Below are 12,798 nucleotides of genomic sequence, written 5' to 3' on the forward strand. Positions count from 1 at the left end.
GATTGAGGTCAAGGACGACGGCCGGGGCCCGGTCCACGGAAGCGGTTCCGGAGGCCGGGCGGGCCCCGGTACCGACCCCGATCAGAAGGGCCGGTCGCCGACGATCGCGACGCGCTCGGCCACCCGCGGGTGCGGGTGGTAGTCGTTCACCGCGTAGTGCTGGGTGGCACGGTTGTCCCAGAACGCGACCGAGTTCCGCTCCCACCCGAAACGCACCTGGAACTCGGGGGTGTGCGCCTGCTGGAAGAGGAAGCGCAGCAGTTCGTCGCTCTCCGCCTCGTCCATGCCGACGATCCGCGTGGTGAAGGAGACGTTGACGAACAGCGTCCTGCGGCCGGTCTCGGGATGGGTGCGCACGACGGGGTGCTCGACCGGCGGGAACCGGTCCTGCCACTCCAGCAGCCGCTCCTCGTCCAGGAACCGGGCGAAGCCGGGGATCACGTCGTGTACGGCGGTGCGCCCCTCGATGCGCTCCTTGATGTCCTCGGGCAGGTTGTCGTAGGCGGCGGCCATGTCCGCCCACACGGTGTCACCGCCGACCGGCGGGACCTCCACCAGGCGCAGGATCGCGCCGAGGGCGGGCGCCTCCCGCCAGGTGACGTCGGTGTGCCAGACGTTCTCGTAACTGGGCGGGGCCTCACTCTTGGCGAACCGGGCGACGTGGGCGTCGTCGCCCTGGTCGATGAACGGGTTGGTCTCCAGCTCGCCCCACAGCCGGGCGATCTCCTGCTGGCGGACGGAGTCGATGGGCTGGTCGCGGAAGAAGATCACCTTGAACTCCAGCAGTGCGCGGTTGAGTTCGGCGCGCAGCTCCTCGTTGATCTCCTCCCGCAGGTCGACCCCGTGGATCTCCGCCCCGATGAGGGCGCCCAGCGGCCGGACCTCGAACAGCTCGTAGGGGCGGGGCACCTCACCCTCGGGGAGCCTGCGCAGCGTGCGCGGCCCCTCGACCAGGGCGGTGTCCACGGCGGCGCTCCCCCGGAGGGCGGGTTTCGCGGGCCGGGTGGCCTCGGCGGCACCGGTGTCGGTTCTCGGGCTCAGGGTCGGGTTCATGTTCTCTGTCTTTCCGGTCGGAAGCAGCGGCAAAGGGTTCGGTGGTCCGGGGCGCGGGTTCCGGGCTCGCGAAACCGGGCCCGGGAACGGACGGGACGGCCGGGGCCGAACGGGATCGGGCTCTGAGGACCTGAGAGACCGTGCGAGCGCTGCACGAGCCGAGCGTCCCGGTGACGGGGCGGGCCGCAGGAGGGGGCACGGACGACGAGGTGCGTCGGGCTGCCCGGTCACACCGGAGCCGGGCTCGGGTGTGGAGACCGCTGGTCGTCGCCTGGCGACGGAGGCGGAGCGACGCATCGCAGGTGAGGGCCCTCGCACCGGGAGCACGGCCCTCAGGAGGGGGTCCGGCGCATCGCCGGTACCCGCCGGCGGCTCAGCGGCGAGGCGGAGAACCCAGGCGGCCGCGGCGCAGGATGAGTCCCGGCGTCCCGCGGCGTGCCCTGTCGACCGAGGCGGACCGGCGAGCGGTCGAGCGGTTCAACAAGGGGGTTCTCATACCTGCGAGCGTGGGGTACCGGAAGCTGTCTGTCAACCGTCCGGGCTTCGGAACCCGGTCCGGCAGGGGGCCTCCCGCCCGATGGGGCCGGTCGGTCCCCGGGGGCCGACCGGCAGGAGGAGAGCGGTGACGTTGTCGTGTCCGCCCTGGTCCAGGGCGTACCCGACCAGGGCGCGGGCCGTGGGCAGGAGGCCATCGCGGAGCGGCGGGGCGGGCACCGCGACCCGGGGGTCCTGCGCTCCGGTCAGGTAGCGGGTCAGACCGTCGGTGCACAGCAGCAGCGCCCCCGACCCCGGGGGCCGCAGGGAACGCACACCCGGGACGGTCGGCTCCGCGTCGGCGCCCAGCCACTCCGAGATCGCACCGGACCCGCCCGTGTGGTCCTCCGTCAGCGGCAGGCCCGGGCCCCGGTCCGGCAGCCAGTAGGCACGACTGTCCCCGACCCAGGCGACCCAGAGCCCCTCCGGTCCGACGGCGCCGGCCACGTAGGTGCAGGCGGGGGCGGTGGGTTCGGCTCCGGCCAGCGCGTCGACGGCCCGGCGGGCGCGTGCGGCGGAACGGCCCAGCGCGGTTTCGGGGAGGTCCCCGGCGGCCAACCGCTCGGCCAGGGTGCTCCCGCCGACCTCGGCTGCGAGCTGTGCGGCGCGTTCGGCCCGCGGCGACATCGACACCCCGTCGCAGACCACCCCGACCGTCCACTCCCCCGTGCCGGTGAGAGCCATGGCATCAGCGTTGACCCCGCGCCGCGATCCGCGATCGCTGACCCCCGCGGCACCGTTCACCCCGGTGGTCTCCATGCGCAACCGGAAGTCCGGTTGGTCCGCACCGCAGTCCCAGCAGTGGCCGTCGGGGGCGACCGTCCCTTCGCACGCGACACAACCCGGGATCTGGCTCATCTGCGGGATTCTTCCAGAGCGCCCCACAGCGGGAAAGGACGCGATCCCCGGGCCCTGTGCTCCGCGCACTGCTCGGCACACCCGTGCCCGGGGCCCGCAGCCGGGGGCCGGGGAGGCGACCCGCGAGACAAGTATTAACATAGGCGTGCCTAACCTTAGTTGAACGGAGTCCCATGTCCCCCGGTTCCGCCCCGCGTGCACTCGCCTGCGCCGTACTCCTCCTCCTGCCGCTCACCGCCTGCGGCACCGCGGAGGGCGACCCGTCCGGAGCCTCCTCGGCACCGCAGGCGGAGGAGGGTGCCTTCCCCGTGACGATCGAGCACGAGTTCGGCAGCACCACCGTCGAGGAGGAGCCCGAGCGCGTCGTCACCCTCGGGGTGACCGACGCCGACCCGGTCCTGGCCCTGGGGGTCGTCCCGGTCGGCAACACCGGCTACGTCTTCTACGAGTCCGGCCTCGGCCCGTGGACCGACGAGTTGGTGAAGGACGCCGAGCTGACCCGGATCGACTCGGACTCCGAACCCAACATCGAGCAAATCGCCAACCTCGCCCCCGACCTCATCATCGGGATCTCCGCCGGTTTCGACGAGAAGGTCTACGAGAACCTCTCCCGGATCGCCCCCGTGATCGCCCGCCCCGCAGGGTCCGCCGCCTACACCGTTCCCCGGGAGGAGGCGACGGAGGTGATCGCCACCGCGCTCGGCCGCCCGGAGGAGGGTGCCGAACTCAACGAGGCCACCGACGAACTCCTGGAGCGGACGCGCGCCGAGTACCCGGGCTTCGCCGGGCTGACCGGGACCGCCGTACTGCCCTACGACGGCAGGTACGGCGCCTACCTGCCCGGCGACGCCCGGGGCCGGTTCCTCCTCTCGCTCGGCTTCGAGGTCCCCGAGGCGATCGCCGAGCGGGACGACGGGGACGACTTCTTCGTGGAACTGTCGACGGAGCGGGTGGACCTGCTCGACGGTGACCTCCTCCTGGTGATGAGCGAGGACGAGGACTTCGACATCACCGAGGGCGCCAGTGTGTTCGACGCCCTCGACGTGGTGCGTGAGGACGCCGTGGTCACCACCACCCTGGACGAGCGCGGCGCGGTCACCTACAACTCCGTGCTCTCCGTTCCCTACGCGCTGGACCACCTGGTGCCCCGGATCGACGACGCCCTGTCCCAGGGGTAGGACCCCGGGGTGCGGCGGTGAGGGGTGGGCTGACCAGGGGCCCGCCCCTCATAGAGTGAGAAGCCCACCACGGCTCCGGGCACCCCGGTGATCCGTGCCAGCACACGTTCCCCGCCCCGGCGGGACGACCCAGATCGGACCTCCTTGTACCTGTCCCGCGTCAAACTCGACCCCAAGCGCAGCACCGGCATGGAGCAGTGGGCCGTCATGGGGCGGGCCGTGCGCAAGGCCCTCGACCCCGACCCCGACTCCGACGCCCGTGTGCTGTGGACGCGCACCTCCCCGACCACCCTGGTGATCAGCTCCGACACCGCTCCGGCCTGGGGCAAGATCCCCGGTGCGGTCTCGGCCGCGATCCTGCCGATGCCCCGGCACCCGGAGGGCGAGACCATCCGCTGGGAGCTCGTCACGGCGCCCACCGGGCAGCGTGAGGCGGAACCCACCGCCGAGGGGGAACGCCCTCGCGGCAAGAAGAAGACCGCCCTGCCCGAGTCCGAGTTCGAGGAGTGGCTGGACACCAAACTGGCGGAGGCCGTGCACATCACCTCGGCAAAGTGGAAGCGCCTGGGCGGTCGGCCCGCCCGCTACCACTTCATCGGCGAGGCGGTCGTCCAGGACAGTGAGGCGCTCCAGGAGATCTCCCTGCGCGGCATCGGAGCGGGAACCGCGACCGGGGCCGGGCTGCTGCTCACCTCTCCTCTGGACGACGCCGCGGAGGAGTGGTAAAAGGCACCATCGAAATCCACAACAAAAGGGATTTTGATTAAAAGGGCTCCCATTTCACCCATCTGGCTCAACCTCGGGTAGGAGTGTTGCATTCAGCGGGTAAATCATGAAGGTTCTCTGCTAAGCCCAAGCTGACCGTCGCATCCGGGCCTCGGGAGGAGCGCCCCGGCGCCTTCCCGGTCCCTTCACCGGCGACGCAAGCCTGAAGGAGCAACCTTGGCGTACCCGCACCGGCACCGATCCGCGGCACGATCCGAGCCCCCGGCCCCGTCCCCCCGCACCGCCCGCGAACCCGTCTCCCGCACCGCTCTGTTCGGCGGAACCCTGTTCGGCGGGGCACTGGCCGCCGCGCTGACCGCGGCACTGCTCCACGCGCCGCAGGCCGCGGCGGAACCCGCACCGGAGGGCCGCGCTCCCTGCGAGACCGACGCCCAGGCCCCGCCCAAACACCAGATGCGGGCGCAGTGGATCGCCGGGGTGTACAACATCGACTGGCCCACCGAACAGGGCCAGAGCCCCCAGGAGCAGCAGGCCGATCTGGCCGACCTGTACGACGAGGCCGTCGCCAACGGCCTCAACGCCGTGTTCGTGCAGATCAGGCCGACCGCCGACGCCTTCTGGCCGTCACCGCACGAACCCTGGTCCGAGTGGCTCACCGGTGAGCAGGGCGGCGACCCCGGGTACGACCCGCTGGAGTTCGCGGTCGAGGAGGCCCACGCCCGGAACCTGGAGTTCCACGCCTGGTACAACCCGTACCGGGTGGCCATGCACGATGACCCCGGCGCCCTGGTCGAGGACCACCCCGCCCGGCAGCACCCCGACTGGGTGTTCGAGTACGGCGGCAAGCTCTACTACGACCCGGGGATCCCCGAGGCCCGCGAGTTCGTGATCGAGGCGATGATGCACTCGGTCGAGAACTACGACCTGGACGGGGTGCACTTCGACGACTACTTCTACCCGTATCCGGTGGCGGGCGTGGAGCTCCCGGACCAGGACACCTACGCCGAGCACGGGGACGGGTTCGACGACGTCGGGGACTGGCGGCGCAACAACGTCGACCTCATGGTGCGGGAGATGAGCGAGGCGGTGAAGGCCGCCAAACCGCACGTGAAGTTCGGCATCAGCCCGTTCGGGATCTGGCGCAACTCCAGCACCGACCCCGAGGGTTCCGACACCAACGGCTCGCAGTCCTACGACAACCAGTACGCCGACAGCCGCAGGTGGGTGCGGGAGGGCTGGCTCGACTACATCAACCCGCAGGTCTACTGGGAGATCGGTCTGCCCGTCGCGGACTACTCGGTCCTGGTCCCCTGGTGGGCGGAGGTGGTCGCGGGCACCGGCACGCACCTGTACGTCGGGCAGGCCGCCTACAAGGTCGGCAACGAGGGCGCCTGGTCCGATCCCGGCGAGCTCTCCAGCCACCTGGACTTCAACCGCGACCACCCCGGGGTCCTGGGCGACGTCTACTTCAGCGCGACCTCGCTGCGCACCAACGCGCGGGAGGCCATGGAGGCCGTGGTCGAGGACCACTACTCCAGTCCCGCCCTCGTACCGGTCAAGGAGGGCCTGGGCGGAACCGTGCCCGCGCCGCCGCGGGTGAGCGCTCGGAGCGGTGCGGAGGGCACCGAACTGGACATCGACCCCGGCCCCGGCGAGGCGCCCGCCTACTACGCGGTGTACGCCTTCGACGGCCGACCCGACCGGGACGACGCCAGGTGCGGCGTCGAGGACCCGCGCACCATGCTCGGCACCGTGCGTGCCGATGACGACGGCTCCGCGACCTTCACCGCGCCCGACGGCGGCGACACCACGTACTACGTGACCGCGCTGCACCGGCTCCACCACGAGAGCCGGGCCAGCCGACCGGTCCACCTGCCCTGACGCACAGGGCCCTTCCGCCGATACTGCTGCGCTGAGCAGCGGTGACGGACCATGATCCGGCACCGCTGCTCCCGGTTCCGGGCCTCCTCGGCATCCTCCGGCAGAGCCGAATCGGTACCCCTTCGGGGTAGGGGTACCCTGGCCTACATGTCACCGTCCCGGCCGCACCGCAGCCGCACGGGATACGCCTGGGCGCGCATCCTGCTGCTCACCGCGCTGCTGCTCGGGTTCGGCGCCATGCACACCCTGGGCCACCTCCAGCACGAGGCCCACGCCTCGGTCGGCCCGTACGGCGGGCTCGCCGAACCCACGGCGGCGCCGCACTCGTCCGGTCACGGCGACCACGGGGCGGGCTCCGCCGAAGCGCACGCGTCCGGTCACGCCTCGGAGGTCACCCGCGCTCCCACGGCCGACCACGCGGCCCCGGCCGGGGCGCACTCTGCGGTGTGGGAGGACCGGGCCCAGCTCCCCGAACTGGACCCGACCTCCGCGTGCCTGGCCCTGGCCGCCTTCACCGCCGTACTGCTGGGGGTCGGCGCCGTCGCCTTCACCCGCTGGCCCGTCGTCCCCGTGAACCCCGCGGACCCGGCCCTGTGCTCCGTGCGATCCCCTCTCCCCGGGCCGGCCAAGCCCTCCCTGGCCCGCCTGCAGGTGCTGCGCATCTAGATGCCCACGCGGGCCGACACCCGTCGGCTCCGCGCCCGCGCACCGCCAGTACCGCGCCGGAGCCGGACTCCGCGCGGCAAGGAGTCCAGAGAGGAAACACGGTCGCCATGACCTCAACCGAACATGCCCCGAACAGGCGGATCCTGACCGCGATCGCGGCCGCCTTCGCCACCGCCCTGTTCGCAGCGGCCTGCGGAAACGACGGCGGGGACACCCCGACCACCACGTCCGACAGCGAGGAGCGGACCGCCGAGTTCAACGAGGCGGACGTGGAGTTCGCGCAGATGATGATCCCCCACCACGAGCAGGCCGTGGCGATGACCGACCTCGCCGGGTCCCGGGCGGGCGAGGAGGTCCGTGCCCTGTCGGAGGAGATCCGCGACGCCCAGGGCCCGGAGATCGAACAGATGGAGACACTGCTCGACGCGTGGGGCGCCGGAACGGGGGACGGCACGGACCACTCCGGGATGGCCGGGATGCTCTCCGAGGAGCAGATGTCCGAACTGGAGACCGCCGAGGGGGAGGACTTCGACACCCTGTTCCTGGAGTACATGGTCCTGCACCACGAGGGCGCGGTGGACATGGCCCGCACCGAGCTCGACGAGGGGGCCAACCCCGAGGCGCTCGAACTGGCCGAGGAGATCATCGCCGCCCAGGAGAGCGAGATCGAGCTGATGAACGAGATGCTCGGCGCCGAGGAGCCGGGAGGGGACCCGGCCTCCGCAACCCCCGAAGCCGGGGAGTCGGACGACGGCACCGCCGAGAACGGCCACTCGGAGCACTGAGGCCCAGGGGGCGGCGCCCGTGGACCGCGGGCGCCGCCCCGCCACCCGTGGAACCGAAGTGGAAACCGAGAGGCCGGAGAAGATCCATGCGCAACGGAAAACGAACACACACCCGAACCCTCACCGCGCTGACCGCGGCGGGGCTGCTCGCCGTCACCACGGCGTGCGCGGAACCGGAGGAGGGCGTGCGGGCACAGGCCGGAAACCGGGGCGGGGACGGTGTGCCGAACAGCCTGGGGGTCGCCCTGCCCGAGGAGACCGGGCACGTGCACGGGGTCGGTGTCGACCCCGGCTCCGGGGAGGTCCTGGTGGCCTCGCACTCGGGCCTGTACACGGTCCCCGCCCCCGAGCGGCCCACCCGGGAGGCGACGGTACCGGCCCGTGTGGGCCCCGTGATCGACCTCATGGGCTTCACCGTTCGGGGCCCCGGCCACTACCTGGCCGGCGGCCACCCCGGGGGCGAGACCGACATGCCCGACCCCGTCGGGCTGATCGAGACCCGTGACGGCGGCCGGAACTGGGAAGCCCTGTCGCTCGCGGGCGAGTCCGACTTCCACGCGCTGGCCTCCGGGGACGACCTGGTGGTCGGCTTCGACGGCGCGCTCCGCACCACCGGGGACGGCACCACCTGGACGGACCTGGACCCGCAGGTGGCGGCCTTCGACCTGGCGGTGTCCGACGACGGCGGGACCGTCGTGGCCGTCACCGACCGGGGCCCGGTGCGCTCGACCGACGGCGGGGCCGGTTTCGATGCGGTGGCGGAAGCTCCCCCGCTGGCGCTGGTCGACTGGGTGCCCGGGGGCGAGACGGTGTTCGGGGTCGCGGTGGACGGCGGTGTGCACCGGAGCGAGAACGCCGGCGCCACCTGGGAGCGCACCGGAGAACTTCCCGGCAGCCCGGAGGCGCTGCACGCCGACGAGGACCAGGTGATCGTGGTCGCCGACCGGCACGTGGCCCGCTCCACCGACCTGGGGGCGACCTTCGACGCCTGGTGAGGGCGGCCCGCGGGGCCCTCCGGAGGGCCCCGCGGGAGTCCCGCTGAAGGGGTGCTGGCGGGTCGGCCCGGGGCGGCCGGGGCTCTGCGAGACTCGGGGGATGGGAGAGTTCGTCACCGTCCGGGAGCACCCCGACGTCAGCCTGTTCTGCTCGTCCCTCGGGCCGCCCGACGGTACGCCGCTGCTCGTGGTGCACGGCGGCCCCGACTGGGACCACAGCTACCTGCGCCAGCCCCTGGACCGGTTGGGGCGCCCGGTCCTCCTCCCGGACCTGCGGGGCTGCGGCCGGTCGACGCGGGGTCTGGGCCCCGACGGCTACTCCTTCGAAGCCGCCGCCGCGGACCTGGTCGTCCTCGCCGACCGGCTCGGCCTGGACCGCTTCGACCTGCTCGGGTTCTCCACCGGAGGGCAGATCGCCCAGCGCGTCCTGCTGGCGGCGCCCGAACGGGTGCGCCGGACCGTGGTCGCGTCGAGCAGCCTGTGGCCGGTCACCGACGCCGACTTCGGGCCGTGGCCCGAACGCACCGCCCGGCGCGCCGCCGAGGCCGGAGTGTGGTCCGGCTCCCACCTGACCGGCCCCGCACTGGTCCGGGAGGCCGCCGTCGCCGGCGCTCCGGCCAACGTCCACACACCGGAGCGGGTCCCCGGCTACCTGGCCCTGCTGGACCGCGTCTCCTGGTCGGGCGAGTGGCTGGAGGCGTTCCGAGCGGGTTCCCTGGACTCGCCCCGGCCGCCGGAGGGGCCCGAACGGCTGCGCGGGCTCGCCGCTCCCCTGCTGTTCCTGCACGGCCGCCAGGACATGGTCTTCCCGGCCTCCCTCGCCGAACGCGCGGCCGGGTTCCTGCCGGGAGCCCGGGCGGTGGTCCTGGAGGGCGCGGGGCACATGGCGCACCTGGACCGGGGCGAGGCGTGGCTCGATGCCCTGGACGCCTTCCTCTCCGAGCCCTGAGCGCGGCGCGTCCGCTTCCGCAGCCGCGAAGCCCTGCCGGGCAAGGCTTGTAAGCGGCACAGAAGCCACCTAACATCCTGCAATGCGCACCCCCTCACCCCTTCCCGACCGCCTGTCCGGCTGCCTGTTGGGCGGCGCCATCGGCGACGCGCTCGGAGCCCCCGTCGAAGGGCTCGGGCTCGACCAGATCCACGAACGGTACGGCGGGAGGGGCCTCACCGAGTACGCCGAGGGCTCCTACGGGGTCGGGGCGATCACCGACGAGACCCAACTGACCCTGCTCACCTCCGACGCCCTGGTGCGGGCCTCGGTCCGGGCCCGGGACAAGGGCATCGGCGGGGCCGCCGTTGGCATGGTCCAGATGGCCTACCTGGGGTGGGCGCGGATCCACGGGAGCGGCCCGGACACCGCCCCGGCACCGTCCGGGCCGTCCCCCGCGGACCCGGCGGCTCCGGCGGGCCCGCGGAACGGTCCCGGCCCACTGCACACCCCGCGCGGTTACGGGGCCGCCACCGTGGCCGCCCTGCGCAAGGCCGCCGCCCGGAACGAGCCCGGGCTGCCCCTGGGCACCGTGGCGGAGCCGGTCAACAACTCGAAGGGGTGCGCCGCCGTGGTCCGGACGGCCCCGTGCGGGTTCGGGACGGTTAGCGCCGAGTACGCCTTCGAACTGGCGGAGCAGGTGGCCGCGCTGACGCACGGGCACCGCACGGCCCAACTCGCCGCGGGAGTGTTCGCCGCCACGGTATGGGGTCTGGTCCGCGGTGGGGAGCTGCCCGGGTCCCTGGCCCGGGCCCGGGGCCTGCTGGAGGACAGGCGGGGCCACGGGGAGGTCTCACGGGCGCTGGACTCGGCAGCCTCGGTGGCCGCCCGGGGCGTCCCGGACGCCTGGGACCTGGCCGGACTCGGTGACGGGTGGACCTCGGAGGAGGCCCTGGCGGTGGCGGTGTGCGTGGCCCTGCGCGCCGAGGACCTCACCGTCCCGGACACCACCCCGGGCTCCCGGGGGCTCCCCGAGGCCGGGCGGTACGGCCTGCGGCTGGCGGTCAACCACTCCGGGGACAGCGACACCATCGGGGCCCTGTGCGGGAACCTGATCGGCGCCCGGTACGGGGTGCACGCCTTCCCCGGGCACTGGCAGTCCCAGTTGGAGGCGCGGGACCGGGTGCTCGGGCTGGCCGCCGACGCCGCGCTGGAGTACGGCCCGTGTCCCCCCGCCGCTCTGGACCACGGCGGGGTGCACGAGTCCTGGGCTCCGTCCTGTTCCGGTTGAGCCCGGGGCCGGGGCGGAGGTCCGCAACGAGTCCCGGTGGGACGGCCAGGTGCGGGAGGAGGACGCCGGTCGGGTCGGCTCCCGCGATCCCTCCCGTGTGTTGCCCTCCCACCCGTGCCGACGGACACCTGCGCCCCGTCCCTTCCGCCCGCGTGTGGGATCCTCGTGTATTCCCGGAATCCCTTACACGGCGCTTACCCCGCCTGGGTAGGGAGTCCCCGTCAACCCAGGCGCAGTGCGCCCACGGAAGGAACGAAACGCGATGATCAGCGAAATAATCGATTGGTTCAAGGGCCTGTTCGGCGATACCGCGGAGCAGGTGTCGAACGGGGTGAGCGGCACCCTGGACCAGGTGGGCGGCGGGGCGGAGTCGGCTTTCAACGGCCTTGAGGGGGCGGGCCAGGACCTCGGGGCGCAGGGCCAGGCCTTCGCCGAGGAGGGTCTGGGCGGTGCGACCGAAGCGGCGCAGGGGTTCCAGGAGCAGGCACAGGACCTCGGCGGCATCGCGGAGGACCCGATGGGAGCCGCCACGGACGAGGTCCGCGACCGCCTCGGTGGACAGGGCTGAGCCCGGTGGGTGCCACCGTGTGCTGACGGCGTGCCCGGACCGGAGTCGGACCGGTCCGGGAGCGGCCGACGGGAAAACCAGCTGCCCCTGAGCTCCGGGAGAACTACCCTCCCCTGGAACGCATCCGAACTCTCCCGGACACAGGCGGTGGCGCATGGACTGGCGGGCCTGGCTCCTGATCGTCGGGCTCTTCGCCGCGACCATGGGCGACAGGTTCGCCGACATCGCCTTCGCACTGCACGCCGTCGAACTCGGCTCCAGTGGTTTCCTCGCCGCGGTCCTACTGGCCTCCGCCTTCCCAGGGCTGCTGTTGGGGCTGGTCGGCGGGGTGGTCGCCGACCGGCGCCTGCACTGGTGGTGGTGGCCGCTCGGGTTGGGGTTCCAGGCCGGGGTCTACCTGGTCCTGTCCCGGTTGGACACCCCCTGGCACCTGGTGGCGGGGGTGGCCCTGAGTAGTTCGGCCGCGGCGGTCCTGGGCCCGGTCGGCAGCAAACTGCTCGGGGCGCTGGCCCGGGGGCACGAGAACCGGGCCGCCAGGGCCAACACCGCGGCGACCGGTACCGCAGCGGTCCTGGGGACCGCGTTGGGCGGGGTGTCGTTCGCGGTGGGGAGCCGGGGACTGCTGTTGGCCGTCACCGGCTGCGCCCTGCTCGTCCTGGCGCTGTGCGCGCTGGCGGTCGACTACCGGGGAGCGGTCGCTACGGAGCGGGCCCCGTCCGGCACCGGGGCGCTGGTGGGGTTCCGGCGGTTGACCTCCCCCGACGTGTTCGGCCTCGCCGGGGTGGCGTGCGTGGTGGGGGTCGTCCTCGGTACGTCGGTCGAGGCGGTCTCGGGTGTGTTCGTGCTGACCGGGTTCGTCGGGGTGAGCGAGGCGGGGTACGGGCTCGCGGTGGCCGCGTGGGCGGGCGGGATCGTGGTGGGCGGGGCGTTGTTCGGCGGCCTGGCCCCGCTCCGGTTCGCCATGCCCCTGGCGGCTGTGGGCATGGGCGCGATGATCTCCCTGCCCGCGCTGGTGCCGGTGCCGTGGGCGGCGGTGGCCTCCTTCGGGGCGGGCGGTGTCTGCAACGGGGTGTTCAACACGGCGTTGGCCACGGCGATCTGGACACGGGTGACCCCAGCCGAACACGGTCGTGCGTGGGCCGCGTTCCGGTGGATGGTCACCTGTTGCCTGCTGAGCGGATACGTCTCGGGGGCTGTGGCCGGTACCGAGGGGGCGCGGGCACTGGTGTTGGCTTCGGGGACAGCCGCGGTCCTGGCGGGGGCGGTGTTCCTGGGCGTACGCGCCAGAACCGGCACAAAGCGCTCCCGGACGGTGCCGTCCGAAACCTGAGCCCC

Annotated in this window: 12 protein-coding genes; 10 read left to right on the plus strand and 2 right to left on the minus strand. The window is 73.0% G+C overall.

Going from position 1 to position 12,798, the window contains the following annotated elements; translation table 11 throughout:
* Positions 1–81: 81 nt before the first annotated feature.
* Both ACUKCB_RS14910 and ACUKCB_RS14915 read right to left on the minus strand, forming a co-directional pair.
* Complete coding sequence (locus tag ACUKCB_RS14910) at positions 82–1,053, minus strand: TauD/TfdA dioxygenase family protein (RefSeq protein WP_473036215.1); 972 nt, start codon at positions 1,051–1,053, stop codon at positions 82–84.
* A 528-nt stretch (positions 1,054–1,581) separates the two neighbouring features.
* A complete protein-coding gene (locus ACUKCB_RS14915; protein WP_473036216.1) occupies positions 1,582–2,445 on the minus strand; it encodes a PP2C family protein-serine/threonine phosphatase in 864 nt (287 codons plus the stop codon).
* A gap of 173 nt (positions 2,446–2,618) precedes the next feature.
* Between ACUKCB_RS14915 and ACUKCB_RS14920 the strand changes: the two genes are divergently transcribed.
* From ACUKCB_RS14920 to ACUKCB_RS14965, 10 genes are all read left to right on the plus strand, one after another.
* Positions 2,619–3,623, plus strand: coding sequence for an ABC transporter substrate-binding protein (locus ACUKCB_RS14920; protein ID WP_473036217.1), 1,005 nt, complete (start codon positions 2,619–2,621; stop codon positions 3,621–3,623).
* Between the two features lie 144 nt (positions 3,624–3,767).
* On the plus strand, positions 3,768–4,349 hold the full coding sequence (locus tag ACUKCB_RS14925) for a type I-E CRISPR-associated protein Cas6/Cse3/CasE (protein ID WP_473036219.1): 582 nt from the start codon (positions 3,768–3,770) through the stop codon (positions 4,347–4,349).
* Between the two features lie 216 nt (positions 4,350–4,565).
* The gene (locus tag ACUKCB_RS14930) at positions 4,566–6,230 is read left to right on the plus strand and encodes a glycoside hydrolase family 10-like protein (protein WP_473036220.1); all 1,665 of its coding nucleotides are present in this window, start codon (positions 4,566–4,568) and stop codon (positions 6,228–6,230) included.
* Positions 6,231–6,377: 147 nt separating this feature from the next.
* The gene (locus tag ACUKCB_RS14935) at positions 6,378–6,896 is read left to right on the plus strand and encodes a hypothetical protein (RefSeq protein WP_473036221.1); all 519 of its coding nucleotides are present in this window, start codon (positions 6,378–6,380) and stop codon (positions 6,894–6,896) included.
* Between the two features lie 107 nt (positions 6,897–7,003).
* Positions 7,004–7,681, plus strand: coding sequence for a DUF305 domain-containing protein (locus ACUKCB_RS14940; RefSeq protein WP_473036222.1), 678 nt, complete (start codon positions 7,004–7,006; stop codon positions 7,679–7,681).
* 86 nt (positions 7,682–7,767) lie between these two features.
* Complete coding sequence (locus ACUKCB_RS14945; RefSeq protein ID WP_473036223.1) at positions 7,768–8,676, plus strand: F510_1955 family glycosylhydrolase; 909 nt, start codon at positions 7,768–7,770, stop codon at positions 8,674–8,676.
* Positions 8,677–8,776: 100 nt separating this feature from the next.
* Positions 8,777–9,625 carry an alpha/beta fold hydrolase gene (locus tag ACUKCB_RS14950; protein WP_473036224.1) on the plus strand — a complete coding sequence of 283 codons (849 nt, stop codon included), beginning with the start codon at positions 8,777–8,779 and terminating at the stop codon, positions 9,623–9,625.
* An 82-nt stretch (positions 9,626–9,707) separates the two neighbouring features.
* Complete coding sequence (locus ACUKCB_RS14955; protein ID WP_473036225.1) at positions 9,708–10,895, plus strand: ADP-ribosylglycohydrolase family protein; 1,188 nt, start codon at positions 9,708–9,710, stop codon at positions 10,893–10,895.
* A 262-nt stretch (positions 10,896–11,157) separates the two neighbouring features.
* Positions 11,158–11,463, plus strand: coding sequence for a hypothetical protein (locus ACUKCB_RS14960; RefSeq protein ID WP_473036226.1), 306 nt, complete (start codon positions 11,158–11,160; stop codon positions 11,461–11,463).
* Between the two features lie 154 nt (positions 11,464–11,617).
* Positions 11,618–12,793, plus strand: a complete 1,176-nt coding sequence (locus ACUKCB_RS14965) for an MFS transporter (protein WP_473036227.1) — start codon at positions 11,618–11,620, stop codon at positions 12,791–12,793.
* Positions 12,794–12,798: the final 5 nt, after the last annotated feature.

The organism is Nocardiopsis moroccensis, from assembly GCF_055763695.1.

Excerpts from the sequence above, each read along its gene's own strand:
- ACUKCB_RS14945 (WP_473036223.1), top strand. The coding sequence starts at position 7,768 with ATGCGCAACGGAAAACGAACACACACCCGAACCCTCACCGCGCTGACC.
- ACUKCB_RS14955 (WP_473036225.1), top strand. The coding sequence starts at position 9,708 with ATGCGCACCCCCTCACCCCTTCCCGACCGCCTGTCCGGCTGCCTGTTG.
- ACUKCB_RS14960 (WP_473036226.1), top strand. The coding sequence starts at position 11,158 with ATGATCAGCGAAATAATCGATTGGTTCAAGGGCCTGTTCGGCGATACC.
- ACUKCB_RS14940 (WP_473036222.1), top strand. The coding sequence starts at position 7,004 with ATGACCTCAACCGAACATGCCCCGAACAGGCGGATCCTGACCGCGATC.
- ACUKCB_RS14920 (WP_473036217.1), top strand. The coding sequence starts at position 2,619 with ATGTCCCCCGGTTCCGCCCCGCGTGCACTCGCCTGCGCCGTACTCCTC.
- ACUKCB_RS14915 (WP_473036216.1), bottom strand. The coding sequence starts at position 2,445 with ATGAGCCAGATCCCGGGTTGTGTCGCGTGCGAAGGGACGGTCGCCCCC.
- ACUKCB_RS14965 (WP_473036227.1), top strand. The coding sequence starts at position 11,618 with ATGGACTGGCGGGCCTGGCTCCTGATCGTCGGGCTCTTCGCCGCGACC.
- ACUKCB_RS14935 (WP_473036221.1), top strand. The coding sequence starts at position 6,378 with ATGTCACCGTCCCGGCCGCACCGCAGCCGCACGGGATACGCCTGGGCG.
- ACUKCB_RS14910 (WP_473036215.1), bottom strand. The coding sequence starts at position 1,053 with ATGAACCCGACCCTGAGCCCGAGAACCGACACCGGTGCCGCCGAGGCC.
- ACUKCB_RS14950 (WP_473036224.1), top strand. The coding sequence starts at position 8,777 with ATGGGAGAGTTCGTCACCGTCCGGGAGCACCCCGACGTCAGCCTGTTC.